Source organism: Leuconostoc sp. DB-1 (assembly GCF_013414845.1).
In the GTDB taxonomy this organism is placed as follows: domain Bacteria; phylum Bacillota; class Bacilli; order Lactobacillales; family Lactobacillaceae; genus Leuconostoc; species Leuconostoc mesenteroides.
On record NZ_JABFNJ010000001.1, the window covers coordinates 1,232,522 to 1,248,384 of the forward strand.

The 15,863-nt window shown below is 38.5% G+C and carries 16 protein-coding genes and 2 pseudogenes; 1 reads left to right on the forward strand and 17 read right to left on the reverse strand.

The genetic code is table 11. The features are described 5' to 3' along the window. Positions 1 to 54: 54 nt before the first annotated feature. The 14 genes and pseudogenes from HFP47_RS05985 to HFP47_RS06050 all read right to left on the reverse strand — a co-directional run bounded on the left by HFP47_RS05985 (position 55) and on the right by HFP47_RS06050 (position 12,969). Complete coding sequence (locus tag HFP47_RS05985) at positions 55 to 852, reverse strand: RNA-binding protein (RefSeq protein ID WP_179876212.1); 798 nt, start codon at positions 850 to 852, stop codon at positions 55 to 57. After that, entirely contained in the window at positions 849 to 1,112 is a 264-nt protein-coding gene (locus tag HFP47_RS05990; RefSeq protein ID WP_050883910.1) for a YggT family protein, read from the reverse strand. Before HFP47_RS05990 ends, HFP47_RS05985 begins: the two co-directional genes overlap by 4 nt. A gap of 5 nt (positions 1,113 to 1,117) precedes the next feature. Continuing rightward, on the reverse strand, positions 1,118 to 1,567 hold the full coding sequence (locus tag HFP47_RS05995) for a cell division protein SepF (protein ID WP_002815191.1): 450 nt from the start codon (positions 1,565 to 1,567) through the stop codon (positions 1,118 to 1,120). Between the two features lie 9 nt (positions 1,568 to 1,576). Then, positions 1,577 to 2,884, reverse strand: a complete 1,308-nt coding sequence (gene ftsZ / locus HFP47_RS06000) for a cell division protein FtsZ (RefSeq protein WP_179876213.1) — start codon at positions 2,882 to 2,884, stop codon at positions 1,577 to 1,579. A 23-nt stretch (positions 2,885 to 2,907) separates the two neighbouring features. Continuing rightward, complete coding sequence (gene ftsA / locus HFP47_RS06005) at positions 2,908 to 4,239, reverse strand: cell division protein FtsA (RefSeq protein WP_011680169.1); 1,332 nt, start codon at positions 4,237 to 4,239, stop codon at positions 2,908 to 2,910. 91 nt (positions 4,240 to 4,330) lie between these two features. Beyond that, a complete protein-coding gene (locus HFP47_RS06010; protein ID WP_373562325.1) occupies positions 4,331 to 5,035 on the reverse strand; it encodes a cell division protein FtsQ/DivIB in 705 nt (234 codons plus the stop codon). Next, a pseudogene (murG, locus tag HFP47_RS06015) lies at positions 5,035 to 6,125 on the reverse strand (undecaprenyldiphospho-muramoylpentapeptide beta-N-acetylglucosaminyltransferase). Before murG ends, HFP47_RS06010 begins: the two are co-directional and overlap by 1 nt. Before the next feature lie 10 nt (positions 6,126 to 6,135). Next, positions 6,136 to 7,484: pseudogene (gene murD, locus HFP47_RS06020) on the reverse strand (UDP-N-acetylmuramoyl-L-alanine--D-glutamate ligase). 43 nt (positions 7,485 to 7,527) lie between these two features. Continuing rightward, positions 7,528 to 8,490 (reverse strand): phospho-N-acetylmuramoyl-pentapeptide-transferase, encoded by a 963-nt coding sequence (gene mraY, locus HFP47_RS06025; RefSeq protein WP_002815199.1) that lies wholly within the window; start codon positions 8,488 to 8,490, stop codon positions 7,528 to 7,530. 9 nt (positions 8,491 to 8,499) lie between these two features. Continuing rightward, the gene (locus tag HFP47_RS06030) at positions 8,500 to 10,638 is read right to left on the reverse strand and encodes a penicillin-binding protein (RefSeq protein WP_042250543.1); all 2,139 of its coding nucleotides are present in this window, start codon (positions 10,636 to 10,638) and stop codon (positions 8,500 to 8,502) included. A gap of 2 nt (positions 10,639 to 10,640) precedes the next feature. Beyond that, the gene (gene ftsL / locus HFP47_RS06035; RefSeq protein ID WP_011680173.1) at positions 10,641 to 11,009 is read right to left on the reverse strand and encodes a cell division protein FtsL; all 369 of its coding nucleotides are present in this window, start codon (positions 11,007 to 11,009) and stop codon (positions 10,641 to 10,643) included. Positions 11,010 to 11,067: 58 nt separating this feature from the next. Continuing rightward, positions 11,068 to 12,006: a 16S rRNA (cytosine(1402)-N(4))-methyltransferase RsmH gene (gene rsmH / locus HFP47_RS06040; RefSeq protein WP_011680174.1), complete on the reverse strand. Its 939-nt coding sequence runs from the start codon at positions 12,004 to 12,006 to the stop codon at positions 11,068 to 11,070. 38 nt (positions 12,007 to 12,044) lie between these two features. Further along, entirely contained in the window at positions 12,045 to 12,476 is a 432-nt protein-coding gene (mraZ, locus tag HFP47_RS06045; protein WP_002815203.1) for a division/cell wall cluster transcriptional repressor MraZ, read from the reverse strand. A 151-nt stretch (positions 12,477 to 12,627) separates the two neighbouring features. Continuing rightward, positions 12,628 to 12,969 carry a DUF3397 family protein gene (locus HFP47_RS06050; protein ID WP_179876214.1) on the reverse strand — a complete coding sequence of 114 codons (342 nt, stop codon included), beginning with the start codon at positions 12,967 to 12,969 and terminating at the stop codon, positions 12,628 to 12,630. Positions 12,970 to 13,069: 100 nt separating this feature from the next. Here HFP47_RS06050 and HFP47_RS06055 point away from each other — a divergent pair, with 100 nt between their 5' ends. Further along, a complete protein-coding gene (locus tag HFP47_RS06055; RefSeq protein ID WP_014324983.1) occupies positions 13,070 to 13,276 on the forward strand; it encodes a DUF4044 domain-containing protein in 207 nt (68 codons plus the stop codon). Positions 13,277 to 13,323: 47 nt separating this feature from the next. Here the strand turns inward: HFP47_RS06055 and HFP47_RS06060 are convergent, their stop codons facing one another. The 3 genes from HFP47_RS06060 to rpmB form a co-directional block, all read right to left on the reverse strand. Further along, the gene (locus HFP47_RS06060) at positions 13,324 to 15,030 is read right to left on the reverse strand and encodes a DAK2 domain-containing protein (protein ID WP_014324984.1); all 1,707 of its coding nucleotides are present in this window, start codon (positions 15,028 to 15,030) and stop codon (positions 13,324 to 13,326) included. An 8-nt stretch (positions 15,031 to 15,038) separates the two neighbouring features. Then, a complete protein-coding gene (locus HFP47_RS06065; protein ID WP_014324985.1) occupies positions 15,039 to 15,398 on the reverse strand; it encodes an Asp23/Gls24 family envelope stress response protein in 360 nt (119 codons plus the stop codon). Positions 15,399 to 15,606: 208 nt separating this feature from the next. Next, entirely contained in the window at positions 15,607 to 15,807 is a 201-nt protein-coding gene (rpmB, locus tag HFP47_RS06070; protein ID WP_002815208.1) for a 50S ribosomal protein L28, read from the reverse strand. Positions 15,808 to 15,863: the final 56 nt, after the last annotated feature.

Below are 15,863 nucleotides of genomic sequence, written 5' to 3' on the forward strand. Positions count from 1 at the left end.
TCTCCTTTAATATGTTTTGTGCGTTCACAACTACAGTTATTTCATACTTGCTCACTATCTCCGGATAATATTGACAATGGATTTAATCTTGCCTTTTTTACTTATTCCGTCAAGCAATTTAATCTGAACTCGACCATGCTTTCTGACTGAAATAACATCACCGATTGCTAATTCTACATCCGGTTTAGCTATTTCGCTCCAATTCACGCGCACTTGATTTTCTTCAATTAGCTTTTTAGCACCAGAACGCGATAGGTCAAATCCAGCTGAAATTACAGTATCAAGTCGTGAAGAAGATAACAACAAGAAATTTTCTTCCCAGTCATTTATATGGGGTAGTACGTTATTAAGATCACATTCTATTAGAGACACTTGAACATGACCAATTTTGGTAACCATCTGTTGCATGTAATGTTGCATCTTTGAATCAATGATGATTTGCCATCGACTGTGTGTCTGATCATATAAAATATCACCGATAACATTTCTACTAATTCCACTGTACATCATTGAGCCTAAAATAGTTGAGTGATGCAGGTCATCAAATTTAGTAGGATATTTTATTTCAAGCAATGATATCTCAAATTCCAAATCATCTTGAGGATATTCCTTGGGTATAAGAATAGCACGCTGGCTCTCCGCACCTTGAACACCACCATTAAAGTAAACAGCTAAATCAGCAGCATGATTCACTAAAACATTTAAAATGTACTGTTCCCGTGGATTGAGAAATCGTGTTAAAATACTACGATATTCATTTCTAGATTGTTGAATCCAATCATCAACTTGCTTTACAAATGGTTGTTCATTTAAACGAAAATGTTGACTAATTGTTGATAGCTTGTTTGTCATAGAAACAAATTAACCAAGTGTAATAAACCACTACGAGCAAAATTCAAAGCAATTATGGCGACAATTGGTGAAAAATCAATCATTGCTATAGGCGGAATAAAACGAAACATACTTAAGTAAGGTTCAACAATTTTTCCAAGGAACCGCCCCAAGCCAGATTCACGTGCGCCAGGAAGCCAAGACATTAAGATATAAACGACAATGGCATATTCATAATATTGAATCAGGTTAAAAACCCATCTAATAATTTCTATTATCATGTGTACTAGTACCGGCTGTTTGGTTCAAGGTTATCCGTCAATGTGCCAGAAATCTCAAATGTATTCGGCGTTACCAAAAAAATTGATTGTCCGATGCGTTCAATTTCCCCATTAACAGCGTATATTGTACCGCCTAGGAAATCTAAAATGCGCTTGGCTTGAGCTTCATCAATTTGAGTAAAATTAACGATTGCAGCCTCACCGCCAAGTATCTGTGACGCAATTGAACGAGAATCTGAATAAACTTTAGGCTCAAATAAAGCAATTTTACTGTTAGCGCTGTTCAATCCTGCAGGAGTTTGTGACTGGGTAGTTTGTCTAACAAATCGTGGTTGTGAAGAAGTTTGTTGTGTTGTCTGCTGCTCTTGCTGCTGACTTTGTTCATACCCATCTTCTTCGTAATAGTCGTCTTCTTCATTGCTGAAAAGACGCTTAATTGTATCACCTAATGCCATAAGTTCTCCTTAACGCTTCTTGAAAAATGGTGGCTGATCATTATCATCATCATTTGACAAATCAACAGATGCACTTGAAGTTGGCGTATTAAACACATCAAAAGATTGCTTTTGAACATCGTCAAAACGTTTTTCCTCAGAGAATACATCTTTTGTATCATTCGTAATGTTCCAGTCTGCAAATGGATCATTTTGTGCCATTGTAGGCTTAGGCGCAGCATTTGAAGGTGCTGGCTTTTCAAATACAGAATTGTTTATTGGCGCTTCATTTGTATTTGTTGTGCTACTTGTATTAACGTTAGAACCAAAAACATTTGCAGCTAAGGCAGCAGTGTTTTCAGTCATTTTAGGTTTTTCAGTCACATTTTGTAAACCAGTAGCAATCACTGTAACTCGAATTGAATCTTCCAAGTTTTCATCAATTGAAGTACCAAAAATAACATTGACATCGTGACCGGCTTCTTGGCTAATCACTTCTGAGGCTGTTTGCGCCTCAAACAATGACATGTCCAAACCACCTGTGATGTTTAACAAAACATCTTCAGCTCCTGCCATATCAACTTCCAACAATGGAGAAGAAATAGCTTGCTTAGTTGCATCAGCTGCACGCGTTTCACCGCTGGCTTGTCCAACACCCATCAAAGCAGGTCCGGCATCTTGCATAACCGTTTTAACGTCAGCAAAATCCAAGTTAATAAAGCCTGGGTTTGTAATCAATTCTGAAATACCACGAACACCTTGTGCCACGACTTCATCAACTACCTTAAAAGCTTCTGACAATGGCGTGCGCAAATCAATACGATCTTTCAAACGTTCGTTTGTAATAACAATCAAAGAATCGACAGATTCTGAGAGTGCTTGAAGACCTTCGGCAGCATAACGACCACGCTTTGGACCTTCCCACTTAAATGGACGAGTAACCACAGCAACGGTTAGAGCGCCTTGCTCCTTGGCAATACGTGCTACAACTGGAGCAGCGCCATTACCAGTTCCGCCACCCATTCCAGCTGTAATAACTACCATATCAGCCCCTGTCATGGCAGAAGCAATTGCCTCTGATGATTCTTCAGCGGCCTTGGTTCCTCTTTCAGGATTAGAACCGGCACCTAATCCACCGGTCAATTTAGGACCAATTTGAATTTTTGTGTCTGCTTTTGATTTGTCTAGTGCTTGTACATCAGTGTTGGCAACGATAAATTCGACACCGCTAACACCTTCTTCTATCATATGATTAACAGCATTGGAACCACCGCCTCCAACACCGATAACCTTAATGATTGCGCCTGCTTGTTGCGCGTCATCAATTGAAAAATCCATGAGTCGTCTCCTTAAATGTTCGATTATTCTTCATTAAATAAATTGCTGAGTTTTTGACGCATTTTGCCAAACCAGCCTTGTTGCGGGTCATTTACAATTTCACCATCATACTGAAAACTTTCTACAGGTTGTTGCACAACTTCATCCCCATACTCTTCTGGTAACATGGAAGTTTGTTGTTCAACCGCATGACGTTGCATAATAGTTTGCTTAATCACCTGTTGTGTCATACTTTCACGAGAAGCAAACATCGCATAGGATAGCGAACGCGAATAGGCTGGATGCCGCAAACCAATTTGATCTGGTACAAACAAGCGGACATTATCACCCAAAACTCGCTTTGCAAAGTCTACCATTTTCGGTAAGGCAGCGTTGCCACCAGTTAGAACAAAACCACCTGGTAGATTCAACGCACCAATTTGCTTTAATTGCTCAAATAGTCGCGTATACATCTGTTCTAAACGTGCAGCGATAATCTCTGAAAGATACTGTTCGTCAAATTGCTTAGTAAATTCTTCGCCGATAACCTCTACTGGAAATTCGTTAGATGACACAGTCTGCGAAGGATCTGCATATCCATAGTCTCGCTTGATTTTCTCAGCGTTAATATATGATGTCCCTAACACAGTTGATATATCTTTAGTAACATTATCTCCACCTTCTATATCGACGAAGGTAAATTTGAGTTTTCGATCATGGATAACTGAAGTACTAGTTTGGCCGCCACCAAGATCTATAAGAACAGTTCCAAAATCTTGCTGCCCATCATTTAAAATGATAGATCCCATGGCTAATGGTGCTAATACAAATTCTCGTAAAGTTAATCCTGCTTTTTGAATAGCCATCCGTGTGTTATCTAAAACTTTTTCCGGCCCAACATAAGCAATGCCATGCATCTCTAACCGAACACCAATCATTTCATGTGGATCTTTGATGCCATCAAAACCATCAACTACAAATTCCTCAGCGACCAATTCTATTACATCATGGTCAGCTGGCAATCCACGCGACAAGGCCTGTGTTGCAACATTTTGTACATCTTGATATGTAATTCTTTTATTCTGATTAGCAATCGACACTAAACCGTCGACATTAATAATTTTAATTTGATTAGCTGGAACACCAGCTACGACTTCACTGATTTGAATATTTGCTTTTTCTTGTGCTTGGTCAATCGCTTCACGAATTGCACTTGCAGTCGCATCAATGTCAACGATGACACCACGTCTCAAGCCCCGAGATGGGGCATTTCCTGCACCAATTACATTGAACTGATTACCAGTCATTTGTGTAATGACAACCTTGATTGAAGTAGTTCCGATGTCTAATCCAACCGTCACGCCTGAATTATTCATGCGTCGTGCCCCTTTATAAATTATTTTTTTAAAATATACCTAGCACTAATGGTACCATACAAATGAGGTGTTTTACCACTCATTTGCCGTTCTATTTAGAACCATATCCGTAGGAATATGCACCATATTGTAAATCAATTATTCCCTTGGTTTGCATTTGAGCTGCAATACCAGGATAATAAATCATTTTTTTCCCAAATGTCTTCAGCGTAGCCAAAACTGTATTTCCATCCGTCATAATAATCTTCAAACGATTATTGTTGTCCTTGGTTGGTGAATATATGATTTGACTTATGTTCTGCCTTAATGATAATTCAAACTGTGAGAAAGTTTTAGCCGTTTTAGTCAGTTGCGCGTTATTTTTGAAGTTACTATAAATTGGTGCATTTCCGTTAGGATTATCAACTTTTTTTGATTTCCCTTGACGGTTAAGTGCATACCATTGACCATCTTTTTTCACAAATCCTGCACTAATATTTTCAACAACTTTGATTGAAACGACATTACTGTCCAAATCAATATCAGCAGAATAAACTTTGGCATCTTTTTTTATTAATCGATGCGCGATGAAGGTCGTTTGTCCAAGTACACGCCAGCGTGGTGTTTTATCGTTAATGCCAACATATTTTTGAACTTGTTGTTTGGTTAACATATTCGAATCAATGTTAACTGAACTAATCGTACGCCATGGTTGTAAACTCAAAATTAAACCGACAATTAAAACAACAAAAGCCGTCAAACTAATCCAAAGTTGTAACGGTCGTCGCTTCATAAATTGTGATTTAATTTTCTCCATTATTCACCAATTGCATCCAATATTAACGCGTATAAACGATCTCCAGCATCTCTGATGCCAACATTTTTAGCTTGTTCTGTCATTGTTTTGCTAACAGATTCATTTAATAACAGCGAATCCGCTGCTAGCAATAATGCTTTCCCTGACAAAGCTGGTTCAGTAATCATCAATGCAGCGCCTGCATCAACTAGGCTTTGTGCATTTTTTGTTTGATGGTCACCAGTAACATAGGGGCTTGGCACTAGAATTGATGGAATGCCCAGTGCCGTGATTTCAGCAATAGATGTTGCACCAGCTCGAGATACAATAGCCGACGTTTTTGCCAATACCTCTGGCATGTTTTCAATGTAAGGTAAAATTCGAACATTATCTGCTGGCTGTGTAGTCAGCCGATCTAAAACATTTTCATATCGCTTTGGACCAGTCACAATAACGACTTGATAATTTCTTTTATTAAACTCTTGCATAGCATCAATGACAGCTAAATTGATTGGCGGTGCCCTTGAGAGCCTCCAAATATCAATAATGATGGCTTTTCATCGCTCAATCCAATTTGTTGCCATGAAAAATTAGACTTAATAGATGCCACCTGTTGGGCCCGCGGGTTTCCTACAACAAATACTTTGTCTTTAGGAAATTGTGACAGCGCAGCATCAAAAGCGACACCTATCTTAGTTGCACCACGTGACAAAAACTTATTTGTAACGCCTGCCACTGAATTTTGCTCATGTATAACAGTTGGGATGTGCAGCCTTTGGGCAGCATAGACAACAGCGCCACTGACATATCCACCTGTTCCAACTACAACATCAGGATCAAAATCCTTAATAATCTTTTTAGCCTCTTTAACCGCTTTTAAGAATAATGATACTGTCTTGATATTTTCTAATGAAAAAGATCTTTTAAAGCCTTGAACAGTTAATTTTTCAAAAGGCATGCCTGTGGCCGGCACAATGTTTGATTCCACACCACGTTCTGAACCAACATACAAAAATTCCGTATTCGGCTCATGTTTACGAATGACTTCAGCTAGTGCCAATGCTGGGTAAATGTGACCACCAGTACCACCACCCGATAGAATTATTTTCATTTTAGTCCTCTCATGAATTCAATGTTTCTTTCAGTGATGCAACAAAATTATCACCGCGCTCTTCAAAGCTACTATATTGATCCCAACTTGCCTGTGCCGGAGAAAGCAACACTACATCTCCTGGTGAAGCTAATTGAACAGCTACTGGCGCAGCATGTTCGACATCAGTCACAGCAATCACTGGTTTTCCAGCCTCACGTGCAAGTGTTACAATTTTTTGTTGCGTTTCTCCAACAGCAATAACTGCCTTCACATTTTTAGATTTGGTAGCAAACGTTCCAAATCATCGCCACGCTCTAAACCGCCTCCAATCCATATCGTTGGACAATCAAAACTATCCAAAGCGGTTTGGGTGGCTTCAATATCTGTTGCTTTAGAATCGTTATAGTATTTAACATCACCAGCTGTGAACAGATATTGCAGTCGATGTGCTACACCACTAAACGTTTTTAAAACTTCTCGAATAGCTGGTTTAGACACACCGGCTAAATTAGCTACTGTTACAGCAGCTAAAATATTTTCCTGATTATGTGGTCCTACTAACTTAATATCCTTAGTAGGCATCACAATTTCATCTGTTAATGTCAAATTACCATTCGAAAATGCAACTGGAAAATGCTGTTTTGTTCTAGAAAATTCTAAAACTTGAGCCTCAGTTTCATTTTTAAACTTTTCTGTATCTTGCCCATCAGCATTTAAAACCAAGTATTGATTAGCATTTTGATGACGCGTAATGCGGAATTTAGCAGCAACATAGTTGGCGCGCGTTTTATGGTAATCTAAATGATTTGAAAAAATATTAGTAACCAACGCGATGTCTGGTTGGATATCTGGTAGTCCTAATAATTGGAAGCTAGATAACTCCAATAATAAAGTATCTTCTCGAGTCAAATCAAAAACCACTTCACTAACTGGAACACCGATATTTCCCGCAGTTATTACATTTTGGCCGTCGGCCTTCAACATATCACGAATTAATGATGTAGTTGTTGTTTTTCCGTTCGAGCCAGTTACTGCTATCAAGCGACCGTTGAAAGTGCTCAAGGCAACCTCAACTTCTGTCAATATAGGAATACTAAGTCTTTCAGCTTTTTGCACTAAAGGATGGTCATAATTAATACCAGGATTTTTAATCAGGTAATCATATGTGCCATCAAGCGTTTCGAAATTGTCCGTGCCAATCAATGTTACATCAGCAGCCAATAAGGATCGATAAGTGGCATCTTGTGCATCAAATTCGCCGCCATTGACCACTGTAACTTTACTACCTAATTTTGTTAATAGTTGTGCTGCTGCTTTTCCTGAGCGTGCCCAACCAAATACCATTACTTTTTTATTTTTAAAATCTGTTGCTTGCATAACTAACCTGATTTCTATTATATGTACGCGGCTAATGTCCGCTTTAACTCATATACAAAATACCAATAATTCCTATGATTGCAGTTACAATCCAGAACAAGGCATCAATTTGCCATTCATTCCAGCCAAACTTTTCAAATGAGTGATGTATTGGCGCCATGGGAAAAATTCGCTTTTTCCAGAAATGATAGCCAATTGTTTGAATAACTACTGATAGGGTCTCGATAACAAAAATCAACCCAAACCATAAAAGTGAAAAAGGAATGCCAAGTACAATTGATTCGATTGCCAGCCCAGCGCCCAAAGCTAAAGATCCGGTATCGCCCATAAAAATTTTTGCTTTTGGTTTGTTAAATAACAAAAAGCCAACTAACGCACCGATAATTGAGGCGTTAAAAATCACAATTATATGGTTATGAACTCCTAAAGCAATCCACGTATATACGAGGTAGACAATAAGACTTGTCCCCGTTAGTAGACCATCTAAGCCATCTGTTAAGTTAGTCGCATTTGACCAACCCACAAGCCAAAACCACAGGAAAATGAAGTAAAAGATTCCTAAATTAAAAACACCAATAAACGGTATATTTAATATGAGTGGTATTTGCATAATCCACATAATAATCATGATGACAACCGCACATAACGTTTGCGCCAAAAGTTTTGGTATGAAGCGGAAACCATCATCCGCATGATGAATCATTTTCAACGCATCATCAATGCCACCAATAATTGCGTAAGCAACAACTGCCAAGATGGGTATAAGTACCATTACAAATCCAATTTTACCCGAATAAGCGACACTACCAATCAGTGCACTCAGCGATGCAGCTGCGATAAACAATGCCCCACCCATACTTGGTGTACCTGCTTTAGATTGATGGTCAGGCCCTAGTTTCCGAATTACGGCCTGTTCTTTAGATTGTTTTAAAAATTTGATCACCGCAGGCATGAATATTACAGTAACAATAAACGCACGGGTGAATGCCCAAAAATACTCTGTCATTTTCTCCCATTACTCCTTCTCTTTTAAAGCAATTGACACAACACTACTTTTTACAATAAGTTGGTTTTCAGCTATACTTTGGCCCGAAATAAATCCAGAACCTTTCCACGCTAGTTTGAAGCCTATTTTATTAGCAAATGTTTGCGCATCAACTAAACTCCAACCAATCATATTTGGCATATATGTGTTTCCTTTTGCAGTCAAAATTACTAATTGGTTTGTCAATGACTTTTGATTAGCTAGCAATGACTGACTAGTAATTTTACCTTTTGATCCCACAACTGCAACTCTAAATCCAGCCTTTGTCATTGTAGATTTTGCACTTGAAATAGATTGCCCAACTACATTAGGTACTGTTTGTTTAGTTGTCTTTGATTTTACCGCACTATCACTATCATTTAAAGCCTGGAGCATTAAAGGCTTAAATAGTTTACTCATTGTTGGTTGAATATCACCGTCAGGCAATTTTGAGGGTTGCTTGACAGCCATGTAGAATATATATTTTGGATTTTTTTCCGGCGCTAGAACCATCACCGAATGGATAGCATCTTTATAAGTCTGTGAATATTGACCATTCTCACTGATTTGAGCTGTACCTGTTTTAGCAGCAATCTGATAACCGTAATCACTAAGATCAAATTCCTTAGCAGTTCCATCCGACTTATTAACAACATCTATCATATATTTTCTGACTTGCTTTGCCGTACTAGCTTTGATGGGATGTCCAACTGTCGTTGTTTTACCTTGTTTAACTATTTCTCCAGTAGACGAATTGACAATTTTATCAATAAAGTACGGTCTAATTTCTTTACCATTATTGGCAATTGCTGAATAAGCTTGTATCATTTGCAAGGGTGTAACACGGATTGCTTGACCAAACGCTGTGTTTGCTTGATCAATCGCATATGAAAACGAGATTGACCCTGCTTCTTCGCCATTTAGCCCTGACTGGGTTGACTGCAAAAACTTGAATTTTTCTAAATAATTTTTCCACGTCTGTGCACCAATTTTTTGCTCTGTTTTTGCAAATGCGACGTTCGATGAACGCCAGAAGCCCTCTCGATATGTCATTTGTCCTTGATCATCACCAAAAGAATCTGTCACTTCCTTTCCGTCAATCAGATAAGTTCCTGACTGGAAAGTTGCGTTAGGCTGCCATTTACCAGTATCAATGGCTGCAGCTAATGTTATGCCTTTCATGGTAGATCCTGGCTCAAAGGCTCCTTGATCTAACAAATTGGACCAAACTGTTGGAGTATCTGATTTATCATTAGGATTAAAATTAGGTCGTTGCGTTGCTGCGACAATACGACCTGTTTTAGCTTCCATTAACACAGCAACTGCTGCTGTTGGTTTAGTGGCTTTCACAAATGTGTCCATTCGTGTTTCCAACGTTGTCTGTAGCGAAGAATCTAACGTGAGATAAACGTCATCTCCATTTTTAACACTTTTACTGCTATCAGTTTTTTGCCCCTGATAACTCTTGATACCGTTTTTACCTGATAGCAATTTGTTTTCTGCTGCTTCAATGCCCATTATGCCAGATATAGTTGACTGCCCACTACTACCTTCAACCATGTTCACATTTCCAATCAGATGCGAAGCCATCTGATCATTAGGATATGTTCGAGCCTGATGTGAAGTAAATGAGATACCTGAAAGCTTCATTTCCTCAATTTTATTATGTTGCGCAATCGTCAAGTTTTTACCCGCGGTACCAAATTCAATTTGAAATTGTTTACTGGACAAGCGTTTATAGATTTCTTTTTCTTTTAGATTGATTACCTTGCTTAACTCACGAGCGACTTTAGCTTTGTCCGTTACATACAATGGCTTACCATCAGTATCTTTCTGATTTTTATTCAATATTGCGTACATATTATAGACTGTGGTATTTTCTGCCAACACCTGCCCGTCCGAATCAAATATTTTGCCACGAGAGGCAATAATATTTTGTTTTCCCATAAAGGCCTCACGTGTGGCTTTTGTAAGATTATGACCATCTACCGATTTATTACCCGCGATAATAAAAAGACGCACACCAAGTCCTAAAATCACGATGGTCGTTGCGATAAGCAGCAGAACGCCAAAGGTCTTGGCGTTTTTCGTGATTTTTTTGTGTGGTATCCGTCTCACTTTGTTTTTCATAATTATTGATTAATATTGCGCACACTGTTGTCAGACAGTGTCATGCCATATTTTTTTGCAACCTTATCTAGATTTTTTTTACTCATGGCTGTTTGCACCTGTGTACGTAAATCGTCATTATTTTGCTTAGTTTCATCAATTTTGGTTTGAACTGCGTTTACACTGGCTGTTGTTTTGGTCGTTTGCATGCTTGTATAAACAACGCCAACCATCAATGCCAAAACAACAGTGGCAACAATAGCTACCATTATTCGCTCTTTTTTTGTCCAAGCGGCTGCTTTATATTTAGTACGACTATGAGTACGCGGCTGAGATGCTGTTAAAGGTGCTTGCTGTGCTAAAGGTGTATATTGATATGCATTTTGTGCCATGTAATATTCTCCAATTTATTTATCATTGCTGATCTTATGTAAGACCACAGCATCTAGTCTATTTTCTTCTTATGCCACGTAGTTTCGCCGACTCTGCACGATGATTGATAGCCATCTCTTCTGTGCTTGGTGAAATTGGTTTGCGCGTTAATAACTCATAATCAGCTTCAAATTGCCCCGGTAGCACTGGCAAACCAGCAGGTAATTCTGGTGCCGAAGATTTTTCACGAAACATTTGTTTTACTAAGCGATCTTCTAATGACTGAAAAGTAATCACACTAATTTTGCCGTCAGTTGCTAATAACTCAAGTGCTTGAGTTAATGAATCTTCTAAGGCACCTAATTCGTCATTGACAGCAATACGAAATGCTTGAAATGAACGTTTTGCAGGATGTCCACCCTTTCGACGAGCGGGTGCTGGAATTGCTTCTTTAATGATGTCTACCAATTCAAAAGTCGTATTAATTGGTGCGTTTTCACGGTGCTGCTCAATCTTTCGAGCAATTTGCTTAGGGAAGCGATCTTCTCCATAACGGCTCAAAACACGCATCAATTCATTAAACGGCCACTCATTAACAATTGTTTTAGCTGTTAATGCTTGGCGTTGATCCATGCGCATATCAAGTTCAGCATCATATTTATAACTGAACCCTCGCTGACCATCATCAAATTGCACAGAACTAACACCCAAATCGTAAACAATACCATCAACTGCTGTCACACCATAATCCGCTAATGCGGAGGTTAATGTCCGAAAATTTTTATGAATTATAACTAATTTACCAGCAGCGATTTCATCTGCGTATTGTTCAGCGTTATATTGGATAGCTGTATCATCTTGGTCAAAACTATAAAGTGTACCGGTTGTGAGTTGCTTTAAGATTTCTCCAGTGTGTCCGCCGCCACCTAATGTAGCATCGACATAAGTTCCTTCTGGTTTAATATCTAATAGAGCAATAGCCTCATGTAAGAGTACTGTTACATGTTCAAATGGCATAGCAGCCCTCTTTCTTAAAACTTGTATTATTAATTCGTTTAAAGGTCGAAGTCTACCAAACCTTCAGCAATGTTATCAAAATCATCCGCAGTTTCAGCCGTATATGCTGACCAATTCTCTGCACTCCATATTTCAAATGAATCACCAACACCGGTAACTACAACACTTTTTTCTAGTGACGCGTATTCTCTTAAATTATTAGGAACAACAATTCGTCCCTGCTTATCAAACTCGGCTTCTAATGCACCAGCCATAACAAAACGTCTAAAAGCACGTGCATCTTTCTTGCCTAATGGTAATTGATTTAACTGCTCTTGCAATTTTTCCCAAACTGCCATCGGCATAGCGCGAAGTGATTTCTCCATCCATTTTGTAATAATGAATTGATCACCGAGTTGATTACGAAATTTTGCCGGAATAATTAAGCGACTCTTTGTATCAAGCGTATGTGAATATTCACCCATGAACATAGAGCCACCTCCATTAAAATTTCTATACTATTAATTTACCACATTTCCCCACTTCACTCCACCCAAATTATTGTTTTGTCACAAACTAGTAAATTTTCAGCACACAAAAAGCGCAGTTATCAAGGATAACTGCACTTCAAAAATGTGGGGTTTAGTGGAGGAATAACCCAATAATTGTTATCAAAATGACAATTATTGCGGCCAATAAACCACTCCATTGCCAGTACCTTCGCCAAAATGTTTGCCATCGCCAGTTATTTTGCAATAAAAACCAAGCTAAAAGCATGCCAACGACCAACCATGCGAGTAAAAGCCAAGGAACAAAGCTAATACCAAATAGATAACCCATTGTTTGGTGCAATACAATCCAGTTAGGAATCGTAATAATGTCTAATATTTTAATAGATGCTTGTTTTAAAGCTGTCCATTTCTTAAATATAATGACAACTGTCCAAAAAATAAAACCACCGAGTGGCCAAATCCACCATTGCATGTTAATTACCTCGTATCTAACTTTAACGAATTCGCGTAGAAATTTCAATTATTTTAGAAGATATGTTAGACTAGAAAGTAATATATTAGAGGTGATATCAATGACTGACGAACAAAACCATCGACCGGTTAACACAAAATTACAAGCCGAAATAGAATCAAAGTTAAACCAGCACAAGGTGCCAAAAATTGATAAAAAACCACGGACACGTCTCGAAAAAATGACGTTAATTATGTCATGGTTTATGGTTATCTTAATGGCTGGATCAGTAATATACGCAGCTATTAGCGCATTAGGCTGGCTATAATAAAAAAGACGTAAATTCAGTGTAGTACTGAATTTACGTCTTTTTTATTATTCAACTGATATGAAGAATGGATACAATGGTTGTCCACCATCGTGAACTTCGACTTCTAGACCGTCATCTAATTCTTCCACAAATGCTTTTAACTTTTGTGCAACTTTAGCTTTTGTTCCCTCACCAAAAATAATTGTCACAATTTCAGAATCATCATCAATCATTTTTTGAATAGCTTCTTGCGCAGCTGATTCAACATTGTGAGCTACGACTTCAATGTCACCATCGATAATCCCCATCCAATCACCATGATGAATTTCATGGCCATTAAATTTAGTTTCGCGAACTGCCTGTGTGACTTGCGCCGACTTTACATCAGCCATCATTTCTGACATTTCTGCAGCATTTTGTTCCAAATCAGCATCAGGGTTATAGCCCATCATCGCTGTTAATCCTTGTTGAATTGTACGTGTTTTAACAACTTCTACTGGAATTTCCGCTAATGTAACTGCCTGTTCTGCTGCCATGAAAATATTGCTGTTGTTCGGTAAAATAATAGCCCTTTTTGCGCCACTATCTTCAATAACCTTAACAATATCAGCAGTTGATGGATTCATTGTCTGTCCACCAGAAATCACAGTATGAACGCCTAAACTTTTGAAAAGTTCAGCAATACCATCCCCAGCAGCAATGGCAATTACTGCTGTGTCAGATACTGGGACCTGCATTGCAGCTATTTTTTCAACACGTGCTTCTTCTGCACGTTGTGCATCAATAACTGTTTGCTGTTGATCGCGCATATTGTCGACTTTAACTTTAACTAGTGAACCAAAATGTGTTCCCCAACTGATTACCTTACCAGGATTCTCAGTATGCACGTGTACTTTAACAATTTCATCATCGTTGATAACTAATAAAGAGTCACCTAATTCTGCTAAATAATCGTAAAACTTTTGGTAATCAAAATCATGATCATATGTTGTGCCTTTACCAATCTGAACCATAATTTCAGTACAGTAACCATATTTAATATCTGCTGGATCTAAACTGCTACTAGCTTGCGCCCCCGCATGAAGTTCCTTGACCATTTGATCAAGCTCAGCATTGTCAGGTGCTTTAATATCTTCTTCATTAAAATCACCACTGATCACTTGATAGAAAGCTTGCAATACGAAAACAAGTCCTTGTCCGCCAGAATCAACAACACCCACTTCTTTTAAGACTGGTAACAATTCAGGCGTTGAATCCAGAGCTACTTGTGCTGCTTCCTGAACAGCAGCCATCAGTTCAACAATGTCGTCTGTTTGATCAGCCACCTTGTTTGCTTTAGCTGCCGCCTCACGAATAACCGTCAAGATTGTTCCTTCAGTAGGTTTCATCACTGACTTATATGCCACTTGTGCACCACTCATTAATGCATCAGCTAGATCACGTGCCGATAGTGTTTCTTTTCCAGCCATACTATTGGAAAATCCACGAAAAATTTGTGATAATATCACGCCTGAGTTACCACGTGCTCCCATCAGTAAACCCTTGGAAGTAGCTTTGGCCAAGGCACCAATTTCTGTTTCTAGTGAGTCACGCTCATACTGCGCACCACTCGCCATTGAAAGGCTCATGTTCGTTCCTGTATCGCCATCAGGAACCGGAAATACGTTTAATTTATTAATTTTATCTGCATTAGCAGCAAGTACAGCCGCTGCAGCATTAATCATCTTACCAAATTCAACATTGGTAATCTTTGTTAGTGAATTAACTGACATAATCTCTCCTAATCACTGACGCGAACACCCTGAACAATCACGTTAACCTCAGAAACATGAATACCCAAAAATGCGTCAAGATTATACTTTACTTTACCTTGAACTGATTTTGAAATCTCGGACAATTTAGTACCGTACTGTGCAACTAAGTAGACATCAACTGCAACACCACTATCTTTTTGATGAACTACAACGCCTTTAGCATAGTTTTCCCGATTCAGAATCTGATTAACGCCATCGCGAAAAGTTGCTTTAGATGCCATCCCAACAACACCAGGATTTTCAATTGCAGATCCACCAACAATTGTAGCAATAACATCATTTTCAAGGCTAATATCGCCATTATTTGTTTTAATTATAATTGCCATAAAATTTAAGAACATTTATCGTTATATTGAGATGTCTTTTATCAACACCCTAAAGTATAACAATAAATGCATTTCCTCCTCACAAAGAGTTTACTAAGTATATTTTACCATACATAAATTAAGTTGCATTGAGAGGTGTTCTATCTATTAATAAAAAAGACCACCCCATGGTGGTCTTACGACGTCAGCAAGCTAACGAAATACTAGCTTAAACGCGTTCGATAGAACCGTTCTTCAATCCAGCCTTCAAAGTACGTGCTGTCAAGTAAACTTTCTTTGGTGCAGCACCATTAATTTTAACCGTAACTTTTTGCAAGTTTGGCTTCCAGCTACGACGACTTGAGTTCAACGCGTGTGAACGTTGGTTACCAAAGCGTGTACGCGCACCAGTAATAGCATCTTTTGCCATGTTTAACCCTCCTTCTTCGAGCTGTTTATTTTTTAAAAGCTCTTTCTACAACAATA

Excerpts from the sequence above, each read along its gene's own strand:
- HFP47_RS05990 (WP_050883910.1), bottom strand. The coding sequence starts at position 1,112 with ATGATAATAGAAATTATTAGATGGGTTTTTAACCTGATTCAATATTAT.
- ftsA (WP_011680169.1), bottom strand. The coding sequence starts at position 4,239 with ATGAATAATTCAGGCGTGACGGTTGGATTAGACATCGGAACTACTTCA.
- HFP47_RS06060 (WP_014324984.1), bottom strand. The coding sequence starts at position 15,030 with ATGTCAGTTAATTCACTAACAAAGATTACCAATGTTGAATTTGGTAAG.
- mraZ (WP_002815203.1), bottom strand. The coding sequence starts at position 12,476 with ATGTTCATGGGTGAATATTCACATACGCTTGATACAAAGAGTCGCTTA.
- mraY (WP_002815199.1), bottom strand. The coding sequence starts at position 8,490 with ATGACAGAGTATTTTTGGGCATTCACCCGTGCGTTTATTGTTACTGTA.
- HFP47_RS05985 (WP_179876212.1), bottom strand. The coding sequence starts at position 852 with ATGACAAACAAGCTATCAACAATTAGTCAACATTTTCGTTTAAATGAA.
- HFP47_RS06030 (WP_042250543.1), bottom strand. The coding sequence starts at position 10,638 with ATGAAAAACAAAGTGAGACGGATACCACACAAAAAAATCACGAAAAAC.
- ftsZ (WP_179876213.1), bottom strand. The coding sequence starts at position 2,884 with ATGGATTTTTCAATTGATGACGCGCAACAAGCAGGCGCAATCATTAAG.
- HFP47_RS06055 (WP_014324983.1), top strand. The coding sequence starts at position 13,070 with ATGACTGACGAACAAAACCATCGACCGGTTAACACAAAATTACAAGCC.
- HFP47_RS06065 (WP_014324985.1), bottom strand. The coding sequence starts at position 15,398 with ATGGCAATTATAATTAAAACAAATAATGGCGATATTAGCCTTGAAAAT.
- HFP47_RS05995 (WP_002815191.1), bottom strand. The coding sequence starts at position 1,567 with ATGGCATTAGGTGATACAATTAAGCGTCTTTTCAGCAATGAAGAAGAC.
- ftsL (WP_011680173.1), bottom strand. The coding sequence starts at position 11,009 with ATGGCACAAAATGCATATCAATATACACCTTTAGCACAGCAAGCACCT.
- HFP47_RS06050 (WP_179876214.1), bottom strand. The coding sequence starts at position 12,969 with ATGCAATGGTGGATTTGGCCACTCGGTGGTTTTATTTTTTGGACAGTT.
- rpmB (WP_002815208.1), bottom strand. The coding sequence starts at position 15,807 with ATGGCAAAAGATGCTATTACTGGTGCGCGTACACGCTTTGGTAACCAA.
- HFP47_RS06010 (WP_373562325.1), bottom strand. The coding sequence starts at position 5,035 with ATGGAGAAAATTAAATCACAATTTATGAAGCGACGACCGTTACAACTT.
- rsmH (WP_011680174.1), bottom strand. The coding sequence starts at position 12,006 with ATGCCATTTGAACATGTAACAGTACTCTTACATGAGGCTATTGCTCTA.